General features: G+C 60.0%; 19 protein-coding genes. 9 read left to right on the top strand and 10 right to left on the bottom strand.

Features of this window, described 5'->3' with window-relative positions:
- From AC07XZ_RS06375 to AC07XZ_RS06345, 7 genes are all read right to left on the bottom strand, one after another.
- Nucleotides 1-2,946 (bottom strand): PAS domain-containing hybrid sensor histidine kinase/response regulator, encoded by a 2,946-nt coding sequence (locus AC07XZ_RS06375; protein ID WP_102686126.1) that lies wholly within the window; start codon nucleotides 2,944-2,946, stop codon nucleotides 1-3.
- Between the two features lie 163 nt (nucleotides 2,947-3,109).
- Entirely contained in the window at nucleotides 3,110-4,648 is a 1,539-nt protein-coding gene (locus AC07XZ_RS06370) for a cryptochrome/photolyase family protein (RefSeq protein ID WP_102686127.1), read from the bottom strand.
- Nucleotides 4,649-4,656: 8 nt separating this feature from the next.
- The gene (locus tag AC07XZ_RS06365) at nucleotides 4,657-5,199 is read right to left on the bottom strand and encodes a DUF3833 domain-containing protein (RefSeq protein ID WP_102686128.1); all 543 of its coding nucleotides are present in this window, start codon (nucleotides 5,197-5,199) and stop codon (nucleotides 4,657-4,659) included.
- 376 nt (nucleotides 5,200-5,575) lie between these two features.
- Complete coding sequence (locus AC07XZ_RS06360) at nucleotides 5,576-5,737, bottom strand: hypothetical protein (protein ID WP_165369533.1); 162 nt, start codon at nucleotides 5,735-5,737, stop codon at nucleotides 5,576-5,578.
- 101 nt (nucleotides 5,738-5,838) lie between these two features.
- Entirely contained in the window at nucleotides 5,839-6,840 is a 1,002-nt protein-coding gene (locus AC07XZ_RS06355) for an NAD(P)H-quinone oxidoreductase (RefSeq protein WP_102686129.1), read from the bottom strand.
- A complete protein-coding gene (locus AC07XZ_RS06350; protein ID WP_102686130.1) occupies nucleotides 6,837-7,175 on the bottom strand; it encodes a carboxymuconolactone decarboxylase family protein in 339 nt (112 codons plus the stop codon). The genes AC07XZ_RS06355 and AC07XZ_RS06350 overlap by 4 nt, the downstream gene beginning before the upstream one ends.
- Before the next feature lie 10 nt (nucleotides 7,176-7,185).
- On the bottom strand, nucleotides 7,186-8,622 hold the full coding sequence (locus tag AC07XZ_RS06345) for an NAD-dependent succinate-semialdehyde dehydrogenase (RefSeq protein WP_102686131.1): 1,437 nt from the start codon (nucleotides 8,620-8,622) through the stop codon (nucleotides 7,186-7,188).
- A gap of 192 nt (nucleotides 8,623-8,814) precedes the next feature.
- On the opposite strand from AC07XZ_RS06345, the gene AC07XZ_RS06340 reads away from it, so the two are divergent.
- Nucleotides 8,815-9,741, top strand: coding sequence for a LysR family transcriptional regulator (locus AC07XZ_RS06340; protein WP_102686132.1), 927 nt, complete (start codon nucleotides 8,815-8,817; stop codon nucleotides 9,739-9,741).
- A gap of 119 nt (nucleotides 9,742-9,860) precedes the next feature.
- On the opposite strand, the gene AC07XZ_RS06335 is transcribed toward AC07XZ_RS06340, so the two are convergent.
- Nucleotides 9,861-10,979 (bottom strand): SMP-30/gluconolactonase/LRE family protein, encoded by a 1,119-nt coding sequence (locus tag AC07XZ_RS06335; protein WP_102686133.1) that lies wholly within the window; start codon nucleotides 10,977-10,979, stop codon nucleotides 9,861-9,863.
- A gap of 240 nt (nucleotides 10,980-11,219) precedes the next feature.
- On the opposite strand from AC07XZ_RS06335, the gene AC07XZ_RS06330 reads away from it, so the two are divergent.
- Genes AC07XZ_RS06330 through AC07XZ_RS06320 form a run of 3 tightly spaced genes read left to right on the top strand, consistent with a single transcriptional unit; the run spans nucleotide 11,220 to nucleotide 14,307 of the window.
- Nucleotides 11,220-12,041 carry an ABC transporter substrate-binding protein gene (locus AC07XZ_RS06330; RefSeq protein WP_102686134.1) on the top strand — a complete coding sequence of 274 codons (822 nt, stop codon included), beginning with the start codon at nucleotides 11,220-11,222 and terminating at the stop codon, nucleotides 12,039-12,041.
- Nucleotides 12,038-12,883: an amino acid ABC transporter permease gene (locus tag AC07XZ_RS06325; protein ID WP_011334213.1), complete on the top strand. Its 846-nt coding sequence runs from the start codon at nucleotides 12,038-12,040 to the stop codon at nucleotides 12,881-12,883. The genes AC07XZ_RS06330 and AC07XZ_RS06325 overlap by 4 nt, the downstream gene beginning before the upstream one ends.
- Nucleotides 12,884-12,918: 35 nt before the next feature.
- Nucleotides 12,919-14,307 carry an LLM class flavin-dependent oxidoreductase gene (locus tag AC07XZ_RS06320; protein WP_102686135.1) on the top strand — a complete coding sequence of 463 codons (1,389 nt, stop codon included), beginning with the start codon at nucleotides 12,919-12,921 and terminating at the stop codon, nucleotides 14,305-14,307.
- 2 nt (nucleotides 14,308-14,309) lie between these two features.
- Here AC07XZ_RS06320 and AC07XZ_RS06315 read toward each other — a convergent pair whose 3' ends face one another.
- Together AC07XZ_RS06315 and AC07XZ_RS06310 are read right to left on the bottom strand one after the other, a co-directional pair.
- Complete coding sequence (locus AC07XZ_RS06315; RefSeq protein ID WP_102686136.1) at nucleotides 14,310-15,017, bottom strand: cupin domain-containing protein; 708 nt, start codon at nucleotides 15,015-15,017, stop codon at nucleotides 14,310-14,312.
- 61 nt (nucleotides 15,018-15,078) lie between these two features.
- Nucleotides 15,079-15,933: a GNAT family N-acetyltransferase gene (locus AC07XZ_RS06310; RefSeq protein WP_102686137.1), complete on the bottom strand. Its 855-nt coding sequence runs from the start codon at nucleotides 15,931-15,933 to the stop codon at nucleotides 15,079-15,081.
- Nucleotides 15,934-16,525: 592 nt separating this feature from the next.
- Between AC07XZ_RS06310 and AC07XZ_RS06305 the strand changes: the two genes are divergently transcribed.
- The 5 genes from AC07XZ_RS06305 (at nucleotide 16,526) to AC07XZ_RS06285 (ending at nucleotide 22,109) form a co-directional block, all read left to right on the top strand.
- Nucleotides 16,526-17,194 (top strand): haloacid dehalogenase type II, encoded by a 669-nt coding sequence (locus AC07XZ_RS06305; RefSeq protein ID WP_102686138.1) that lies wholly within the window; start codon nucleotides 16,526-16,528, stop codon nucleotides 17,192-17,194.
- A 32-nt stretch (nucleotides 17,195-17,226) separates the two neighbouring features.
- Complete coding sequence (locus AC07XZ_RS06300; protein ID WP_102686139.1) at nucleotides 17,227-18,501, top strand: NAD(P)/FAD-dependent oxidoreductase; 1,275 nt, start codon at nucleotides 17,227-17,229, stop codon at nucleotides 18,499-18,501.
- 94 nt (nucleotides 18,502-18,595) lie between these two features.
- Nucleotides 18,596-20,233, top strand: coding sequence for an ABC transporter substrate-binding protein (locus AC07XZ_RS06295; protein WP_039768550.1), 1,638 nt, complete (start codon nucleotides 18,596-18,598; stop codon nucleotides 20,231-20,233).
- Between the two features lie 47 nt (nucleotides 20,234-20,280).
- On the top strand, nucleotides 20,281-21,237 hold the full coding sequence (locus AC07XZ_RS06290; RefSeq protein WP_085603594.1) for an ABC transporter permease: 957 nt from the start codon (nucleotides 20,281-20,283) through the stop codon (nucleotides 21,235-21,237).
- The gene (locus AC07XZ_RS06285; protein ID WP_085603597.1) at nucleotides 21,234-22,109 is read left to right on the top strand and encodes an ABC transporter permease; all 876 of its coding nucleotides are present in this window, start codon (nucleotides 21,234-21,236) and stop codon (nucleotides 22,107-22,109) included. The genes AC07XZ_RS06290 and AC07XZ_RS06285 overlap by 4 nt, the downstream gene beginning before the upstream one ends.
- Nucleotide 22,110 lies beyond the last annotated feature (1 nt).

The following is a 22,110-nucleotide window of genomic DNA, read 5'->3' as shown; positions in this document are numbered from 1 at the left end:
TCATTCAGATCTTGAGCACATCAGTTCACTGACCCGCGCCACCAGCGTGTCGACCGCGAAAGGCTTGGTCAGCACCTGCATGCCGGGCCCCAACTGGCCGGCGCCGATCACTGCGTTTTCTGCGTATCCGGTAATGAAAAGTGTCGTCAGATTCGGCCGGATCTCTCTCCCGGCGTCTGCCAGCTGTCGGCCATTCATGCCACCCGGCAGGCCGACGTCGGTGATCAGCAAGTCGATATGCACATTCGATTGCAGCACCTTCAGCCCGGCAACGCTGTCGCCTGCTTCGAGCAAGTTGTAGCCGAGATCGCCAAGCACTTCGGTCAACAAGGCGCGCACGGTCGGTTCATCGTCCACCACCAGAATGGTCTCGCTGGCCTTGGGTACTACCGCCGGCGCGATATGCTTGTCATCGTGATTCTGCACGGGATCGCCACGGTGACGAGGCAGGTAGATGCACATCGTGGTGCCCCGGTCGACCTGCGAGTGCACGCGCACCTGGCCGCCGGACTGTTTGGCGAACCCGTAGATCATCGACAAGCCCAGCCCCGTGCCCTGGCCCAGCGGCTTGGTGGTAAAGAACGGGTCGAAGGCCTTGGCGATCACATCCGCCGACATGCCGGTGCCGGTATCGCTGACGCACAGGCACACATATTCACCCTCGGGCATATCCAGCGCGCCGGCGGTCTCGGCGTCCATGATGCGATTGGCCGTTTCGATGGTAATGCGTCCGCCGTCGGGCATCGCATCGCGGGCATTGATGCACAGGTTGAGCAATGCGTTTTCCAGCTGACTGGCATCCACCAGTGTCGGCCAGAGCACAGGCGAACCAATGGTTTCCAGAAGAATGCTCGGGCCCACGGTGCGCTGGATCAGTTCGGTCATGCCGGTCATCAGCATGTTGACGTCGGTGGGTCGCGGATCGAGGGTCTGGCGTCTGGAGAACGCCAGCAGGCGGTGGGTGAGGGCGGCGGCACGCTTGACCGCGCCCTGTGCGGTGACCATGTATTTGTCGACTTCGCTCAACCGGCCCTGACTGATCCGCGTACTCATCAATTCCAGTGCACCGGAAACGCCGGCCAGCAAATTGTTGAAGTCATGAGCCAGGCCTCCGGTCAGTTGGCCGACCGCTTCCATCTTTTGCGACTGACGCAGTTTTTCCTCCGCTTGCATCAACTCGGCGGTGCGCGCTGACACCCGTTGTTCGAGTGTGTCGTTGAGCGCACGCAAGGCGGCGATAGCCCCGTCGCGCTCTGCCTCGACGGTGCGGCGTTCCTCGACGTCGATCAGTACGCCGGGGAAGCGCAGTGGTTTGTTGTCATCGGCACACTCAACGCGACCGTTGGCTTCGATCCACTGGTATCTGCCGTCCGCGCGGCGCACACGGTACTGATGGGAATAGGCGCCACCGCGGCCAATGGCTTCGTCGATCGCCGTGGTCAGTCCATCCCGATCGTCGGGGTGCACGCTGGTGATCACCTGTTCGAGGCTGAGGCCTTCGCGCCCCAGACTCGGGTCGAGGTTGAACACCTGGGCGAAGCCTTCGTCGATGGCAAAACGGTCGGTCAGCAGATCCCAGTGCCAGGTGCCGATAATGGCGCCGGCCGCGAGCGCCAGTTGCACGCGCTCGACGTTCTCCCGGGCGATCGCCTCACTGGCGCGCAAGCGCTCCTCGGCGTCGCGCCGTTCGGTGACGTCGTTGAACAGGATCGCGATCTGCCGGTCGGCCGGATCGCCGACCCGCACGGCACGCACATCGAACCAGCGTTCGAAGGTATTGGCGTAATTCTCGAAGTTCGCCGGCTCCCCGGTCTTGGCCACATGGCCGTAGGTTTCGAACCAGAAGCGCTCAAGATTGGGCGCGAATTCGGTCACCCATTTACCGCGCAGGTTGACCCCGCACTGGCGCTCGAACGCCGGGTTGGCTTCAACGAAGTAGTAGTCGACAGGCTCGTCGTTGGCGTCGAATTTGACTTTGACGATGGCAAACGCCGATTCGATGGTTTCCAGAATGGTGCTGAAACGCTCTTCACTCTCGCGCAACGCCGTTTCGGCACTGCGCGAGCGCGTGAGGTCAAGCATCGCGCCGATCATGCGTTCGGCCTTGCCGGATTGATTGCGGATCAAGTGACCTCGATCGAGCACCTCGGCATAGGAACCATCCTGACAGCAGAATCGATACTCCGCGCTCCATGTCGTGCCGTCGCCATCGATGGCGGCGCGGATCGATGTCAGCACCCGCGTCTGATCTTGAGGATGGATCCGCGCGAACCGCCAGTCGCCACTGGGATCAACGTTCTCCAGCGCGAAACCGTACGCCTGTTGCAACGCCTGGTTCCAGATGATCTGGTTGGTTTGCAGGTCCCAGTCCCACACCGCATCGCTGGTGGCCATTACGGCCAGTCGATAGCGTTCCTTGGTTTCGATTATGGCGCGCCCGAACAGATGTTCCTGAGTACGGTCGCGGAGAATTTTCACGAAGCCCAAATGAGTCTGGTCTTCATCGTAGAGCGGCATCAGCTCGCCAGAGGCCCAGAATCGCTCGCCGTCCTTACGCAAATGCCATCGCTCATCGTAGGCACGGCCTTCGACAAGGGCGCGCTGCATTTCCTGTTCGACGCGGCCGGCGGCGCGGTCTTCAGGGGTGAAAAAGCAGGATGCGCTCTGACCGCGAACTTCATCGGCGGACCAGCCCAGCACGTTGGTCGCGCCGCAGTTCCATTCCGTGATGTATCCGCCAAGGTCAGTGACGACCATCGCGAAATCCACTGCACTCTCGAAAACCGCCCGCTGCCGCGCCTCACTACGAGCGAGCGCGGCCTGACTGGCTTGCAGTCGCGCCGTGATGTCGCGCTCATCGTCGGCTTCAGTGCTCTGCAAGGCGGCGCGTAATCGCTTGACCTCGGACTCGAGCGCTTCGCGACTAAGGTGTTTGAGGGTGTCCATCTCGCCTTCTTGGTTGAATTTTTCAGGGGCCGATTCAGAGTGTTGGGCATGCCCGACAGGTGCCGTCAATATCGGGAAGCGTTGTGGCTGCTGATCCGTTGACAGGTTGCTTCGTCGTTAAGTTTCACTGATGGAGCAAGGTCGTTTTGGGTGAACGCTGATTTCAAATCGATTCGCTGTCATCCAGGCGGGCCAGCAACGACTGGCCGCGTTGCCACAGTGCCTCTTGCTTGGCCTGCGGCATGCGGTCGAGGTTCCTGTACATCATGGCCATGCGCTGATTGCCGCGCAGCAGTTCGCCGTGGCGCATCAGGAAATGCCAATACAGCGAGTTGAACGGGCAGGCATTGTCCGCCGTGCTTTCGCTGACCTTGTACGCGCAACCGCGGCAGTAATCCGACATGCGATTGATGTACTGGCCGCTGGCGCAATAGGGTTTGGAACCGAGATAACCGCCATCGGCGTGCATGACCATGCCCAGCGTGTTGGGCAGCTCGACCCAATCAAAGGCGTCCATGTAGATCGCCAGATACCACTCGCAGATCTGGCTCGGCGCGATGCCGGCGAGCAGGGCGAAGTTGCCGGTGACCATCAGCCGCTGAATGTGATGCGCGTAGGCGTGCTGCAAGCTTTGCCCGATGGCGTGGCGCATGCAGTTCATTTGCGTGTCGCCGGTCCAGTAGAACTCGGGCAATGCCCGGGTGTTGCCGAACGAGTTGCCCTGCGCGTAATCAGGCATCTTCAGCCAGTACACGCCGCGCACGTATTCACGCCAGCCAATCAGTTGCCGAATGAAGCCTTCGGCGGCATTGAGCGCAACGCTGCCGGACCAGTACGCCGACTCCACGTCGCTGCACAATTGGCGCAGATCCAGCAGGCCGATGTTGAGTGCTGCGCTGACGCGTGCGTGGAACAGGAACGGCTCATCACTGGCCATGGCGTCCTGGTAATCGCCAAACCCGGCCAGACCGTAATCGAGAAAGTACGCCCAAAGAGCCTGCGCATCGGCATGGGTGACGGGATAGTTGAAGTCATCGAGCGCACCGTAGTGCTGGCTGAAACGCGCCTTGACCAGTGCCAGTACTTCGCTGGTGATTGCGTCGTTGCTGAAGCGCGCCGGGTAGGGTGCCTTCACGCTTTTGGGCAGGGCCTTGCGATTCTCGGCATCGAAGTTCCATGCGCCACCCACCGGCGAGCCGTCGCCATTGAGCAACAACCGGCTCTTGCGACGCATCTCCCGGTAGAAAAACTCCATTCGCAGTTGTCTCTTGCCCTTGGCCCAGGCGGCGAACTCTTCGCGACCGCACAGAAAACGCGTATCGGCGTGCCAGTGAATTGGCAAACCGCATTCCTTCATCGATTGCTCCAGCCGCCAGTCGCCACACTCGGTGACGTGCACTTCTTCGGCCTGCAACAGCGCTTGCCAGCGATGCAATTCACCCGGCACCGAACCGCTGTTTTCCGGATCATCCAGCCTGATGTATTCAACGCGTACACCCTGATCTTGCAACGCCTGGGCGAAATGGCGCATGGCGCTGAAGATCAGGGCAATCTTCTGTGGGTGGTGGGGCACGTGGCTGGCTTCTTCCATGACCTCAACCAGCAACACCGTGTCGCGCTCGGCATCGAGTCCCTGTAAGGAAGCCAGGTCGAACGATAACTGGTCGCCCAGTACCAGGCACAAGCGGCGGGTAGTGTTCATTTTACGGTTCATTGGCTTGCTTCGGCGCCCTGGCGGCGGAAGAACAAAGTCACCTGACCGACTTCCACCCCGAACTTGGACATGCTGGTGCGGTTGATCAACGTGTCCTCGTCCATCAGGTACATCCAGTCGTCCATGCTCATTTCATAGGTCGAGTCGTCGACCGGTACGTTCAGCCGATAACGCCAGTGAAATGTGTTGCCGGCCACCTGGCCTTGGGCAACCCCTACGACATCACCGGCGCGACCACTCCACCGTCCCTGGCCCTCGGGCGTCAATGTCCATACGCGGTGTTGGCGAGTACCGTCGCTATACAGAAAACGCTCGTCGAGAATCAGGTTGTTGCCTTCGCGACGGCTGACGATGTTGACTTCAAAGCGCTTGGTCACTTCGCCGCCGCGCTTCTGAAACATTCCCCAGGCCTTGACGGGCTGGCTGAAAAAACGCTGCAGATCGAGGGCTGGTTGTTGATCGGCATAACGGCTGACATCCACGCTGGTGCAGCTTGCGATGCTGAGTAGCAGTGTCAATAACAGCACTAATCGAGTCATTGCTTTACTCCCTGATGGCAGAGGGGGTCGAGGGACCGCGCTGGAGATGCTTTCTTGTACGCCATGAAGCGCGCGTACAGGGTTGCGGCCGTCTAATTTCGCTTTCCCGCTGCAGTGTTGCGCGACATGGCGGATCAGCACCCCAAATAATTGTACGAGTACGGTATTTCTGTATAGGTTTTGTTCACGATAGGCGGAAAAAAGCCACCTGACAATCAAGCGGCAATTTTTTCGCGCAAATGCGCAGAACCGACATCACAAGCTGAAGGCTTGCCTGGGTAGCGGGGAGAGGGCGCGAATAGTGTTCACTGTGGTTTGCGGTGCTGTCGCCAGCAGGCGGAAAAAGGCCCGGATTCCTCCGGGCCAGTCATGCGCATCAGTGCGAATCCGCCTCGCTCGCAGCCTCGGCAGCGGATCTTTCCCTGCGCCTCTGGAGCCAACTGTAGAACGCATGCACGGGATGAAGGACGGCGGTGAGTACGCCGAGCAGCAGGATGGTGAAAAGGATGATCAGTGGGATGCTTTCGTGCGAGAACATGGTGGGTTACTCCTGTAGTCACTATGTCGTAACCCGCAGACTAGACGCATCGAATCCTGTTTTCGATGAATGAATGTTCATCCTTGAACGCTTCGGGTGTGTTACGGCGAATCCTCCGGACGCATGGTCAGGATAATTTTTCCGACATTCTCTGAAGACTCCATTCGCCGGTGAGCATCGGCAGCCCGCGCCAGCGCAAATGTGCTGTCCACCACCGGTTCCAGGCTCCCTGCGCCGTCGAAACGATCGAGCCAATGCTCACGGAAGCGCTGGATCATGGCGTGCTTTTCCGGTTGTGTGCGGGATTTCATCACCGTGCCGATGATTTGCAGATGCCGATAGAGGATGTGTTCGAGCTCTACGCTTACCTGGCCGCCACCGCCGAGAATCCCGACCTGCACCAGTCGGCCACCGTGAGCAAGCGAGGCAATGTTGCGTGCGAAGTAGGGTTCGCCGATGAAGTCGATGACAACATCGACCCCTCGACCATCGGTCTTATCGGCAATGACTTGGGCGAAGTCCTGGGTCTTGTAGTCAATCGCGACGTCAGCCCCCAGATGTTCGACACGCGATAACTTGCTGCCCTCTGTGGTGGCATACACCGTGGCGCCGGTGGCGTAGGCCAGTTGCACGGCTGCGGAGCCGACACCGCCGGCCGCCGCATGAATCAACACCGAGTCGCCGGACTTGAGGCGAGCCAGGTGCATCATCGCTTCATGGGCGGTGACGAACACCTCCGGGATAGCCGCTGCGTGTACATAATCCAGTTGCGCGGGGATCGGCATGGCCATGCGGTAGTCGATGCGCGCCAGTTCGGCATAGGCGCCACCGCCAACGACGCCCATCACTCGGTCTCCTGCGGCGTAGCCGGTCACTTCGCTGCCTGTCTGGATCACCTCGCCAGCGATCTCCAGTCCGATGATCAGCGAGTCACCGAAATTCGGATGCCCATAACCACCGGTGCGATGGGTCAGGTCGGCACGGTTCACGCCAGCGGCGTAAACCCGCACCAGAAGGTCGGTGGGGCGGACTTCGGGGTCGGGCGCATCGACGAGCTCCAGGACATCTGCGGCGCCGAATTCTCTGATGTTGATCGCTTTCATAGCGGGTTCTTCTCCGAGTCGGAAAACGTGGCATCGGCGATGGCCGATGCAGTGATGGCGCCGGGAAAACCCACATAAAACGCCAGGTGGGTAATCGCTGCGGCAATTTCGTCCAGGCTGACGCCGTTGGTGATTGCCCGGCGCAAGTGAGCGGGCAATTCTTCTGAGTGCCCCCCGGCAATCAATGCAGCGACGGTAATCAGGCTGCGGTCGCGAAGTGACAATCCAGGATCGGCCCAGATCTGCGGATAAAGCGTTGCGTCGACGAAATCCGACAGCTTGGGTGTGAACGCCCGGGCCGCTTCGCGAGGACTGCTGAAATTGATCGTGGACATGGGAGCTCCGTTAAACCTGGCTGATGAATTTGTGGGTGAGGTAGTGTTCGATGCCTTCAACGCCGCCTTCCGAGCCGTGACCGCTTTCTTTCATGCCGCCGAACGGAAGCTCGGTGGTGACGATGCGGTACTGGTTTATCCCGATCATTCCGGCTTCCAGTCCGTCGGCCACGTCGATGGCTGTTCGTGCATTGGAAGTGAACGCATAGGCCGAAAGGCCATACGGCAATCGATTCGCTTCTTGCAGGCCGTCGGCCAGCTCGTCGAAAGGCATCAACACGGCGATGGGGCCGAAAGGTTCTTCGTGCATGATGCGGGCGTTCATGGGCACGTCTGCCAAAACGGTGGGCTGGAAGAAAAAGCCGTCTCCGGGAAGCGCCTCGCCACCGACCAATACCCGTGCGCCTTTCTCGACGGCATCGGCTATCAATTGCTCCATCTTGACCAACTGCCTTGGGTTGGCGAGCGGTCCGACCTGAGTCTGTGGATCGAAGCCGTCGCCGATTTTCAGGGCTTTGGTGGCCGCGACAAAGTGATCGACAAACGCTTGATAGGCGCCACGCTGAACGATGAACCGGGTCGACGAGATGCACACCTGGCCGGTACCGCGAAAGCGGTTTGCGACCCCCTCTACTGCGGCTTTCTCGACATCAGCGTCGGCGAATACCAACACCGGGCCATGACCTCCCAGCTCAAGGGTAATGGGCTTCACGCCCTCGGCGGCGCGGGCCGAGAGCAACCTTCCAATGGGCACGGAGCCTGTGAATGTCACTTTTCGAATGATCGGAGAAGCAATGAGCTGGCTGGACACCTGATCCGGTACGCCGAAGACCACTTGCAGCACGCCTTTGGGCAGGCCTGCGTCGTCCAGCGCCCGTGCCAGGGCCAGCGCGGTGGAGGGACTTTCTTCTCCGGGTTTGAGAATCACGCTGCAACCCGCCGCCAGGGCCGCCGACAGTTTGCGGGCAGGCGTGATGGCCGGAAAATTCCACGGCGTGAAAGCTGCGACCGGGCCAATGGCCTGGCGTTTGACCAGTTGCAGTACACCGGGGCGGTTGGCAGGTACAACACGGCCGTCGATGCGCCGAGCGCTTTCGGCGAACCATTCGAAATACTCTGCGGCTCGCACCACTTCATCCATGCTTTCGCTCAGTGGCTTGCCTTCTTCCAGGGTCATCTGCGCTGCAATGTGCGGGGCTCGTTCCAGGATCAGATCGGCGGCGCGCTTGAGGATTTTCGCGCGCTGGTCCGGCACCGTCTGCCGCCATTGTTCGAAGCCCACTCGGGACACTTCCAGGGCGCGGTCAAGGTCGCCGGCAGTGGCGAGGGGAACACGTCCGATTTCACGCCCGGTCGCAGGGTTGACGACGGCTGCCGTAGAGCGACCTTGCGCATCGATCCATTCACCACCGATGAAAAGATAAAGCTGATCGTAGGAGTTGTTCATGGTGTGGCCTTTGGTTGGTTGTCAGGGACGGGCAAGCGCTCCGTGAAACCAAGTCTATGGAAGGTGAGTCGCTTGATTTAGCCGGCCACGAGGGAATCATTGTTGTCCCCAGAGGTAATATCGGTTGCCGGGGGGGAGGGTGTAGCATCCGCACTTGTCTCGAGCGGATTGCAGGTCTGAAGGACGATCAGGATGGATAAACTTTCAAATATGTCGGTGTACATAAAAGTGGTCGAGATGGGCAGTTTCACGGCCGTTGCGAACCATCTGGACTCCACTGTCGGCAATGTCTCGCGCGCCGTCTCGGCACTTGAAAATGTGCTCGATGCGCGTCTGTTGCAACGATCTACCCGACGTCTTTCGGTGACCGACGCGGGTCGTCGGTTCTACGAGCGATGCATCAAAATCCTGGCTGACCTGGAAAGTGCAGAAGCCGAAGCGAGCAATGCAGCCTTGAAGCCAAGAGGAACCTTGCGCGTGCACTGCGTACCTGGACTCGCTCGGCACCTGGTGACCGGCGCAGTGCTGGCGTACCGCGATGAATTTCCGGACGTCACCGTGGATTTGATGCTCTCGCAACGCATGCCCAACCTGCTCGAGGACCAGCTGGATGTCTCGATCCTGATCGCTCGTACGCTGCCGGATTCCGCCTATGTCAGTCAGAAGATCGGCGTCAGTCATTGCGTTCTGGCAGCGTCGCCCGAATATCTGGAACGACACGGAACCCCGACCACGCCTGACGAACTCAGCGCTCATCAATGCTTGCTGCTCGGAACGGTGGACTATGTGCGGGATGAGTGGCAGCTCAAGAGCAAAGCAGGTGACGCGACCTTCGTTCCCACCGGACCGAGCTTCAGCGTGAATGACATGGACGCGATGGCGGTCGCCATTCGGCAAGGTGCCGGTATCGGCTTGCTGGCTGGATTTACCGCTATCGATGATTTTCGCTCTGGCCAACTGGTTCGGGTTCTGCCTGACTACCATACGTATGAGCGAAACGTGTATGCGGTCTACACGTCTCGACAGTTCGTCGATGCCAAGATCACACGCTTTATCGACAGTTTGAAGGACCGTGTGGGGAGTCAGCTGGCAGCAACGGCTCAGGCACTTATCGATTGAAAGCCCCAGGCCGCATCGGTGAGGCAGGGGACTGCAAGGGTTGAATGCCGCGCATCCTTGGTTGCGCGGCAAGATGTTGTTTCGAGACTCAGCAAACGATCAAGAGCACAACGGCGTGCTCACAATGCAAACGCAGTCCCGCGAGTATTCACAAAAAGCGAGTAGATCGAGTGACTGCTTGCCATGAACAGCCTGTTCCCTTCGCGCCCCCCGAAGCACAGGTTCGGGCAGCGCTCTGGCAGCGAAATATGGCCGATGGCCTTGCCCTGTGGATTGAAAACCCGCACGCCGTCGAGTTTTTCCAGGTCAGCCCTGGGATCTCCATTGCCGCCCCAGCCGCACCAGAGGTTGCCCGCTTCGTCGCACTTGATACCGTCGATTGCCGCGTAGTCCAGCCCCTCGATGTGCTTGCGGCGCTCGCCCAGTGTGCCGTCTTCCTTCACGGCAATGGCCCAGATCAGGCGATTGGGTTTGGCGCGACCTTCGACGACATACAGGGTTTTCTCGTCGGGAGAAAAGCACAGACCATTGGGGCCGTTAAGGTCGTCGATGACCCGGGTGACCTTTCTGCTCTCACCGTCGATGCGGTAAACGGCGTGGGGTTGGCTCGGGGTGATTTTGTGGCCTTCGTAATTGTTGCCGGTCTGGAATGGCGGGTCGGTGAACCAGATCGATCCGTCACTTTTGCAGACGATGTCGTTAGGCGAGTTGAAGGGCTTGCCCTCAAAGCTGTCGGCGAGCACGGTGGTCGTGCCGTTGTATTCGGTGCGCGTGATGCGGCGGCCTTCGCTGGTGGTGGTAGAGCCTTCGCAGACGATAAGCTGCCCTTGGCGATCCCGGCACATCCCGTTGGAAAAGTTCGAGTGTTCACGGTACACGGTGAAGGTCTCGGTGATTTCGTCCCAACGCATGATGCGATTATTAGGGATGTCGCTGACCAGCAAATAGCGGCCATCACCGACCCAGACCGGTCCTTCGGCCCAGCGCATGCCGGTGGCGAGTTTTTCCACACTGGCGTTGAAAATACGCAAGTCGAGGAAGCTGTCGTCGAGGATGTGAATCAGTGGATCCGGGTAGCGTTGACTCAACGGTTTGGTGGCTTCAGCGAGACTGGGCAGCAAGGCAGAGCCGGTAGCGAGCGTGGCGGAAACAGCGAGGGATTTTTTCAGGAAGCTGCGGCGGGTATTGCCCTTTACCTGTTCGAGGCTTTCAGGCTTGGCGGACAGGGATGAGTCCATGTAGCAATCTCCGTGGTTTTATTTTTGTAGGGAGGCGTACTAATAACCTGTGATATGACATCGTACAAGTTAATCGTTTGCTTGCCCCTACAGAGCTTGGAGTGGAGCGCGCTTTGCTTAAGGGTGAGGTCTGGAATCCATATAGCCCAAGCGCAGCTTTTTATTCCCAAAACGAAGTTCATATTAATTTTATAGTGCGTTTTAATCTAATCAGGTTTTTCCTGATTGGAGCATTCGCACTTGAAGATCCCGACACATTTGACACTTGGCCTGGCGCTCGCCGTCAGTTGCGCTGCAGCATTTGCGGGGCCAACCCTTGATCGCGTGACGCAAAAAGGTGAACTCACCGGTGTCCTGATGGAGAGTTACCCGCCGTTCTCTTTTCTCAATGACCAGAACCAGCTCGACGGCTTCGATGTGGATGTCGCTAAAGCTGTGGCCGAACGGCTTGGGGTCAAGCTGAAACTTGAAACGCCTTCCTGGGACGTGATTGCCGCCGGGCACTGGAACGGTCGATACGACATCTGCGTGTGCTCGATGACGCCGAGCAAGGCGCGGGCCGAAGTGTTCGACTTTCCCGTGGAGTATTACCAGTCACCGGCGGTGATCGTGGTCAATGCAAAGGACAAGGACATTGCCACTGGCAAGGACTTGTCCGGCAAAAAAGTCGGTGTGATCAGTGCGTCGACTTATGAGGCCTATCTGAACAAGGATCTGGTCATTGAAGGCGCCGAGGACAAACCGTTGAGCTATCCGTTCGACAATGTCCAGATCGCGCCTTACGACAATGAAACCGTCGCCTTCCAGGATCTCGCACTGGGTACCGGCGTGCGCCTGGACGCCATGGTCACCAACCTGATCACCGCGCGTGAACGCATTGCTCAGGATCCGCGCTTCAAGATTGCCGGAGATCCACTGTATGCCGAACCGAACGTCGTGGCGGTCGAAAAAGGCGATCCGCAATGGAATGCGAAAGTCACCGAGGTCATCGCACAACTCAAGACTGACGGCACGCTGAGCAAAATATCCCGCAAGTGGATCGGTTCTGATATCAGCCAATGACAGCCATTAACCCGCATCCGGCCAAAGCGGCTGTTACCCCGCAAAAGCAGCCGCCACTGACACGTCAGCTGTTCGGTTTTCGCACGCGTCTGTATCTGACGTGGGCGGCGCTGTCGGGTCTGGGCGTGTGGTTTTTCATGCGCTTCGATCTGAAGTTTTCGATCATTCTGGAAAAGTGGCCGAACCTGGTCGGCCTGCATCTGGGGCCGAACGGGTTCTTGCAGGGCGCCGCGCTGACGATATTCCTGTGTTTCTGCTCGATCTGGTTTTCGTTATTGCTGGGCTTTGTCACCGCGTTGGCCAGGCTGTCGAGCAGCGCCGTGGCGTTTGGTATCGCCAGCTTCTACGCCTCGTTCTTTCGCGGCACACCGCTGTTGATCCAGATCCTGTTGATCTATCTGGGGCTGCCGCAGTTGGGCGTGGTGCCGGGTGCAATCAGCGCCGGGATCATTGCGCTGTCGCTCAACTACGGGGCTTATCTGAGTGAGATTTTTCGTGCCGGCATCCTCGCAGTTGCCCCGGGTCAGCGCGAAGCAGCCGCCGCATTGGGCCTGAGGCCGGCCGCGACGTTCATCCATATCATCCTGCCGCAAGCCATGCGCACGATCATTCCGCCGACCACCAGCCAGTTTATTTCGATGCTCAAGGACTCGTCCCTGATTTCGGTCATGGGTGTTTGGGAAGTGATGTTTCTGGCGCAGTCGTACGGGCGTTCGTCCTACCGTTACATCGAAATGCTGACCACCGCAGCCGCCATCTATTGGCTGTTATCCATCGGTCTCGAACTGATCCAGCATCGCCTCGAACGCCATTACGGCAGAGGCTTCAAGCATCAGCGCTGAGCCATTCCGTTGAATGATTTCTTGCAGGAACCAAGATGTCCGATCCTAAACCTCTGCTGTTTGCACTCTATGAACAAGCCAGCGTCGGCTGCGGCGGTGCGCCGAGTCTGTGGACTCACCCGGCTGACGAACGCCTGGCGATCAACTCGCTGGGCTACTGGTCAAACCTGGCGCGGATTGCCGATCAGGCGCACCTCGATATGCTGTTCTTTGGTGATGTGCTGGGCTTTTACGATGTGCTGGGTGGCAACGCCGATGCGGCGGTGAAATGGGCGGTGGAAGCGCCGGCCAACGATCCGTTGATGATCATTCCGGCGTTGGCGGCCGTGACGGAAAACCTGGCATTTGGTGTCACGGTGACCACCAGTTATGAGCACCCGTTTACCCACGCCCGGCGCTTCAGCACGCTTGATCACCTCACCAATGGGCGAGTGGGCTGGAACATCGTCACCTCTTACCTGTCCAGCGCCGCCCGCAATTTCGGGCTGGAGCAAATGATCAAGCATGACGATCGCTATGAGCGCGCCGAAGAGTTTCTCGATGTGGTGTACAAACTCTGGGAAGGCAGTTGGGCCGACGACGCCGTGGTTGCCGACAAGTCCCGCCAGCTGTATGCCAGAGGCGAGCGGGTGCGACCGATCAATCACGAGGGTGCGCACTATCGTGTCGCCGGGCCGCACCTGACCGCTCCGTCGCCGCAGCGCACACCATTGCTGATTCAGGCGGGCTGGTCGGGACGCGGTCGAGAGTTCGCCGCCAAGCACGCGGAACTGATCTTCATCGCCAAATCCAACCCGCAGGAAATCCGGCAGGGCCTGGAAGACATCTGGGCCCAGGCGCAGGCGCTTGGGCGTCAACGTGAAGACGTGAAATCGTTGACGGTACTGCGCATCGTCACGGCCAAAACCGAAATCGAAGCCCAGCGCAAATACGACGAGTTGCAAAGCAACTATCACTTGCAGGCACAACTGGTCAGTTACGCCGGCGACACCGGCATCGACATCAGCCGCTACGCCGACAGCGATGCACTCTCGACGCACACCGAAGGCCTGACCTCTTATGTGATGCGCCCCGATGGCAGTGGCAAGCCGCTGACGGCGGGTGATGTGAAAAAGCGCTTCGCCAGCGTTACCCGTGGCAGCGACCTGATTCTCGTCGGTACACCGCAGCAAGTCGCCGAGCGCATCGAAGAGCACGCGCGAATTTCCGGCACCAGCGGCTACATGCTCAACCCGTTGATCAGCCCAGGCAGCCTTGAGGACTTTGTCGAACTGGTTATTCCCGAATTGCAAAAGCGTGGGCTGTACCGGACTCAACCGCAGAGTGGCACTTTCCGCTCGCGGTTGCGGGAAGACCGCTCCAGTCACCTGCCTGCGTCGGCCTATGGGGCTTCGTTCCGCTTCGACAAGGCGCTTCATGGCTGACGCTATTTGACCGCATACACTTTGCGTACATAGCGCGTGCTTTTCCACGCGCACGGTGCCCCGCGCGCAACAAACACGCTGTCGCCGGTATTGACGGTCACGCTCAAACCCTCAGGCGTCTGCAACGTTACGCTGCCTTCGATCAGGTACATCAACTCATTGAGCTTGTGCGGGCGACCGTGACGTTCATAGGGCGTCGAGTCCCACACGCCGACACGCAGATCGGTTGTGGCGTCTTCGAAGGCATTACGTGACCGGCATTGCGGTGTCGGACCGATCAGAATCTGTTGCTCCGGCGCGGCGGAGGGAGACAGGTGTGCCAGCGGGTCAAGCAACGTCAGGCCGGGTGTCGCGGCTCCGCTGGCCATGGCGCAAAACGCCCACCGGGTGCCGGTCTGTGCTTCGATCCGCACGTCCGTGCCACGGCCGATGACTGCGCTGGCGCCGACGGCCAGTTCCAGCGTCCGCTCGCGGGTTTTCAATGTCAGATGCCCCGCATGGACTACGATCACCTCGGTGTGCGGGAAGTCGTCGATATCAAGGCTTGCGCCTGCTTCGACGATGCCTGCAGATATGCCGTCGCTCCCTGACCAGGCGACCTGACGTCCGGTCGAGAAAGGGTCTGCGGCGTTCAAGGGTTGCTGTTTGAAAGCGGTGTCGACGCGACTGCCATCGGCACGAGCCAGCAGCATGATGCAAGGTTCGGACATACGGGTGACGCTCCAGGTCTTGAGGGGATTTCTTGGGGGGCGATCAGCGCCAGCCCGATAGTCAGCCGATGGCTTGAGTGACCAGGGCAAACTGCCGAACGCCATGGTGTGCTTGCGGTGCGGCGCCGCGGGACATTTGGGCCACGGTATCGACCTTCTTCAGGCCGGCTGCTTCCAGCCAGTCGGAAAGGCCACAATCCGCTGGAATATCAATGCGCACAAAGGCATCCGGTATCCCGGCCAGCAATGTGGCGATCAGGTGTTGGGCTTGCTCAAGGTTTTCGGCGATCAGCGGGCCGATGCAACGACCGCGACCGAATGGGCGCAGCAGGGCGAAGGCCTGCAACTGACCGTCACGCACAATGCCCACCGAATGCTCGACGACGGCGAACAGATCGGTAAGCACCGCTCGCCGATCCAGTCCGCTCCCGGCATTGGCCAGTTCCAGCACCCGCGCATGATCCGACTCGCGCAATGGGCGGCATTCTTCACCGTCTGCCAATGGCCCGGGCAAAGGGGCTTGCGCCTGGCCCTGGTGCTGCTGAATCCGGCCAAACTCGACAAAACCCTGACTGGCGTACAGCGGTGCGCCGGCCACGGTCGCATTCAATATCGCCGTGCTTGACTGGCAAGCCTGCAGCGCGTGTTCCATGAGCTTTCGCCCGATGCCCTGGCCCTGGTAATCGTCACTGACAATGACCAGGCCAATGGTCGTGAAATCACCTTGCGGGCAGGCAAACGCGGTGCCGATCAAACGCTCGCCATCAAGTACGACAAAACCCTTGCTGACCCGTTGCAGCATGGCCCAGTCGTCAAGTCGATGAGGCCACTTCAATTGCACGGACAGTGCATGAGCCTTGGGCACGTCGTCGGCAGTCATCGGCCGATAGACGTAGGAAGGGAGCGGGGTGGACATGGCGATTCTCCGATCAAGAGTGTGCGCTGGCGCCGGGTTTTGCGGCGAGGTGAAGCCTGTATCCCATCTGGATGAAAGCCTGACAAGGGGGCAGGGAATATTCGGCAGATTCCGCGAAGCACAGCCCCGAGCACCACACTTACTACTTAATCCGGGCCTTGTGTCGGCAGCAAATGCTTGGGCCTTTTTACCCTATAAAAGGCTTGTACCGAGTCTCGTCGCTCAGGCGCAGGATGTAGGTTCAATCGCCTCGATTCAGAACCGGGCTGACCTGCGCCGCAGCAACTGATGCCAAAGCTGCGATGGGGCGCAGTTTCTGCGGGCATAGTCGCTGTCGGAAATCAAAAGCGCCAGATAAAGGCCCATAAGTGCGCATAAACAGGGGCTTTGCCCAAGGCTGGAGCGCACCGCAAAGTCTGCTGAGTGGAATGACCAAAACGGTGATTTGTATCGAACGGAGGTCGCTTTTAACGCCATCTGCTGATTTCACGGTGTTGTAATGACGGTGTGCTGCAGCGTTGCATCGCTACTGCGCAAACCAGGCAAATGCTTGTAGCGCCATTGACCTCAACGAACTTCAGGAACGCACTCAATGAGCTTTCTTCGCCCCAAATTCATTACCTTCGACTGCTACGGAACGCTGACCAATTTCCACATGGGCACAATGACCCGCGAACTCTTCGCCGATCGCGTTCCCGCTGAGCAGATGGATCAGTTCGTCAAGGATTTCTCGGCCTATCGCCTGGACCAGGTCATGGGCGACTGGATGCCGTATGACGAGATTCTCAAGACCGCTCTGGCGCGTACCTGCAAGCGTTGGGGAATCGAATACCGCGACGAAGGCCAGCTGTATTACGACGCTGTTCCGACCTGGGGCCCGCACCCGGACGTACCGGCCGGCCTGTCGAAAATCGCCGACAAGATTCCTCTGGTGATTTTCTCCAACGCCAGCAACAGCCAGATCATGTCCAACGTCGAAAAACTCGGCGCACCTTTTCACAAAGTCTTCACGGCCGAACAGGCACAAGCCTACAAACCTCGTCTGGCGGCGTTCGAGTACATGCTCGACAACCTCAACTGCGGCCCGGAAGACATCTTGCATGTGTCCTCCAGCTTCCGTTACGACCTGATGCCGGCCCACGACATGAAGATCAAGAACAAGGCCTTCGTCGCCCGTGGTCACGAAGTACCGGGCAACGCCTTCTACAGCTACCACCAGATCCCGGACATCGGCGGTCTGGCCGCACTGGTCGGCCTGTAACGACATCCTCATTGGCAAAGGCGGGATTGAACATGGGCAGTGAATCCTACTGGCTCGACAGCGCACCGGCCTTCACCGGCGCACAGCTCGGCGGTTTGCCCGGGCAAGTCGATGTGGCCATCGTCGGTGGCGGTTTCACCGGGCTGGCGGCGGCCCGGGCCCTGGCGCTCAAGGGCGCCAGTGTGGTGGTGCTGGAAGCCGGGCGGGTGATCGGCGAGGCTTCGGGACGCAATGGCGGGCAGTGCAACACGGGGGTGGCGCAGGATTACGCCAGCCTCAGCGCCAGCCTCGGTTCCGACCGGGCCAAAGCCTATTACCAGGCTTACGAAAGTGCCGTGCAAAGCGTTGTGTCGCTGGTCGAGCAGGAGCAGATCGCCTGTGACCTGCTGCGCAACGGCAAGCTGAAACTGGCGGCAAAACCGCTGCACTACGAAGGCCTGGCCCGCACCTGCGAGCTGATTCGCAACGAAGTCGATGCCGATGTTGAATTGCTGTCTGCCGAACAGACCCGCACCGAAGTCAACTCTGCGCAGTTCCATGGCGGCCTGTTGCAGCGCAATGGCGTGCAGATGCACGTCGGGCGTTTCGGCATCGGTCTGGCAGAAGCGGCGGTGCGTCACGGTGCACTGATCCATGAGGGCACCTCGGTGCTCGACTGGAAAGCCCGGGCTGATGGTTATCAGGTCAACACCAGCAAGGGTTCGCTGCACGCCGGGCAGGTTCTGCTGGCGACCGGTGCCTGTCAGCACGGTGGTCTGGGCTGGTATCGGCGGCGAATCGTACCGGTGGGCAGTTTCGTGATTGCCACCGAGGTCCTGCCGCGGGCGTTGATCGATCAGTTGCTGCCGGGGCGCCGCGCTTATGTCACCAGTCGAATGATCGGTAACTACTTCCGCCTGACCCCGGATAACCGTTTGCTGTTTGGCGGGCGCGCGCGGTTTGCCATGTCCGACAGTGTCAACGATGCCAAGAGCGGCAAGGTGCTGCAGGCGGCGATGGTCCAGATGTTCCCGCAACTGGCCGGCGTCAGGATCGATTACTGCTGGGGCGGCCTGGTAGACATGACCTCCGACCGTTTGCCGCGAGCCGGCCAGCACGGCGGCGTGTTCCACTCGATGGGTTACAGCGGCCACGGCGTGCAGATGTCGGTGCACATGGGGCAGGTGATGGCCGATGTGATGGCCGGCAATGCCGAGGCCAACCCCTGGCGTGAACTCGACTGGCCGGCGATCCCCGGGCATTTCGGCAAGCCGTGGTTCCTGCCTTTCGTGGGCGCCTATTACCGCTTTCAGGACTATTTGCATTGAGCTGATGCTGTGGCTTTACCGTCGTTTGCGTTTCCAGGACGTTCCGGCCAACCGGAACACTTGAGCCTTCTTAATTTCGACAGGTAGCACTGAAATGACTGATCACAAGAACGACTCACCTCTGATCTCGGGCGAAGAAAGCCTGCGGGTGTTCGAAGGCCTCAATCGCGGCATGTCACGCCGTCACGCGTTGCAAATGCTCGGTGTGGCCGGCGTAGCGGCTGCCGGCGCCGGCAGCCTGTTCGGTGCCGCGGGCAAGCTGTTGGCCGATGACACGGCGACGCCGGGCAAAGGCAAGCAGGGTGGGCGGATACGTGTCGCTGGCATGTCCAGCTCCACCGCCGACACCCTCGACCCGGCCAAAGGTGCGCTGTCCACCGACTATGTGCGGCACTACATGTTCTACAACGGCCTGACCCGTTTCGACGCGCACCTGGTGCCGCAACTGGAGCTGGCCGAACGCATCGACAACACCGACGCGACCCTGTGGACGATCACCCTGCGCAAGGACGTGACGTTCCACAACGGCAAAACCCTCAGCGCGGCCGATGTGGTGTTCTCGCTGTCACGACACAAGGATCCGCTGACCGGCTCCAAAGTCATGCCACTGATGGAGCAATTCGCCGAAATCAAGGCCACGGGGGCCAACGAAGTACAGATTCGCCTGACTGCACCGAACGCCGAATTGCCGTCGATTCTGGCCGTCTCGCATCTGCTGATCGTTCCCGAAGGCACCACTGACTTCAACCAGGGCATTGGTACCGGACCGTTCAAGGTCAAGGAGTTCAAACCGGGCGTACGTTCGGTGGCCGCACGCAACACCGGCTACTGGAAGCCTGGCCTGCCGTACCTCGACGAAATCGAATTCATTGCCATCGGCGACGAGCCGTCGCGGGTCAACGCGCTGCTGTCCGGCGACGTGCACATGATCAATGAGGTCAACCCGCGCTCCACCGACCGGATCAAGGCCAGCGCCAGACACCGGGTCGTTGATGCGCCGTCGGGCAACTACACTGATTTGATCATCCGTCAGGATCAGTTGCCCGGTCAGAACGCCGATTTCACCCAGGCGATGAAGTACCTGCTCGATCGCGAACAGATCAAGTCGGCGGTGTTTCGCGGCTTTGCCGTGGTCGGCAACGATCATCCGATCGCGCCCGGCTCGCGCTACTACAACAGCGACCTGCCGCAAACGGTCTACGACCCGGAAAAAGCCAAATTCCTGCTGAAAAAAGCGGGCATGGAAAACATCAGCATGGAGCTGTTTGCGTCGCCTGCCGCAACGGGTTCCGTCGATATCGCAGTGCTGTTGCAGCAGTCGGCCAAACAGGCCGGGCTCAAACTCGACGTCAAGCGCCTGCCGAGCGACGGCTACTGGTCCAACCACTGGATGAAGCACCCGATCAGCTTCGGCAACATCAACCCACGTCCGAACGCCGACGTGATGTTCTCGCAGTTCTTCCAGTCGAAGGCGCCGTGGAACGAGTCCGGCTGGAAGAACGAGCAGTTCGACCAGTTGCTGATGCTCGCCCGCGGCGAAACCGACGATGCCAAGCGCGGCAAGATGTACGCGGACATGCAGACTCTGGTGCACGACCACTGTGGCATCGGCATACCGGTGTTCATCAGCAACATCGACGGCGTCGATCAACGGATCAAGGGCTACGGCAGCAACCCGCTCGGCGGCTTCATGGGTTACATGTTCGCCGAGCAGGTCTGGCTGGACGCTTGAACAGAGCCGTCGAAATGAACGGCAAGCCAGGTGCAGGAGGGTAGGCGATGAATAGCAACACACTGTGGTTGATCGGTCGACGGCTGGGCGCCGCGATCGTGACTTTGTTGATCGTATCGATGGTCGTGTTCGCGATCACGGCGGTACTGCCTGGAGACGCGGCACAACAATCCCTTGGCCAGTTTGCCACCCCGGAACAGGTGGCGGCGCTGCGCCTGAAACTGGGACTCGATCAACCCGGTGTGGTGCGTTACCTGCACTGGTTGATGAGCCTGCTCAGTGGCGATATGGGCGTGTCGGTATCGAACGCGATGCCGGTTGTCGAGCTGATGGCCGGGCGTGTGCCCAACACCCTGATGCTGGCGGCCGCCACGGCGCTGGTGTCGGTGCCGGTGGCGCTGGTTCTCGGCATCGGCTCGGCGATGGGCCGGGGCGGGCGGATCGACAGTGTCCTGAGTTTCACCACCCTGGCCATGGTCGCGGTGCCGGAGTTTCTGGTGGCGACCCTTGCGGTGCTGATCTTTGCGGTAAACCTGGGCTGGTTGTCGGCGCTGTCCTATGCCAGTGACATCACTTCACCGTGGCAATTCATGCGCACCTACGCCTTGCCGGTGATGACGCTGTGCTGCGTGATCGTTGCGCAAATGGCGCGGATGACACGCGCGGCAGTGATCGACCAGCTCGACAGCCCCTACGTGGAAATGGCCCGGCTCAAAGGCGTCAGTCCGATGCGCATCGTACTGCGCCACGCTTTGCCCAATGCCATCGGGCCGATTGCCAATGCGATTGCGCTGAGCCTGTCGTATCTGCTCGGCGGGGTGGTGATTGTTGAAACCATCTTCAACTATCCCGGCATCGCCAGCCTGATGGTCGATGCCGTGACCAACCGTGACATGGCACTGGTGCAGGCCTGCACCATGTTGTTCTGTACGGCTTATCTGGGTCTGGTGCTGATTGCCGACCTGTGCGCGATTCTGTCCAATCCGAGGCTGAGAAACCAATGAACAATCTCATTGTGAAATCGACGCCTGCGGCCCCCGATCTGTCAGCCGGCAAGGTGTCTCACGGTCCCGTGTGGCTGGGACTCATCGGCGCGGCCATCTGCGTTATCTGGTTGCTGGTTGCGTTATTCGGCCCGTGGCTGGCGCCGCATCCGGTCGGCGAGGTGGTCTCGGGCAACGTGTTCGACAACATCAGCGCGGTGTACCCGTTCGGCACTGATTATCTGGGCCGCGACATGCTCAGCCGGGTGCTCGTCGGCGCGCGCTTCACCGTGGGCCTGGCGTTGATTGCGGCGGTGCTGGCCAGTGCGCTGGGCACCGGTTGCGCGCTGCTGTCGGTGGTGTCGCCGAAATGGCTGGACGAAGTGATCAGCCGCTTGATGGACGCCTTTATCTCGATCCCGAGCAAGATGCTCGCGTTGATCATGGTTTCGGCGTTCGGCTCTTCAGTGACCCTGCTGATCAGCACGGCAGTGTTGAGCTTCGCCCCGGGCGCGTTCCGTATCGCGCGCAGCATGGCGGTGAACATCGAAGCGCTGGAGTACGTGCAGGTCGCCCGAACCCGTGGCGAGCGGCGTTTGTACATTGCTTGCGTGGAGATCCTGCCGAACATGCTCAACCCGGTGCTGACTGACTTGGGCTTGCGGTTCGGTTTCATCGTGCTGCTGCTCAGCGGCATGAGTTTTCTCGGGCTGGGCGTGCAACCGCCGGATGCCGACCTCGGCTCGCTGGTGCGGGAAAACATCGGCGGCCTCAATCAGGGCGCCCCGGCCATCGTCATCCCGGCGCTGGCCATCGGCACCCTGACCATCGGCGTGAATCTGTTTATCGACAGATTGTCGTCGCGACGTAGTCGCCGCACGGGAGGCCATTGAA

This window comes from Pseudomonas sp. GW458-11-26-14-LB4 (assembly GCF_059423925.1).
This window is presented reverse-complemented; position numbering and strand designations above follow the sequence as displayed.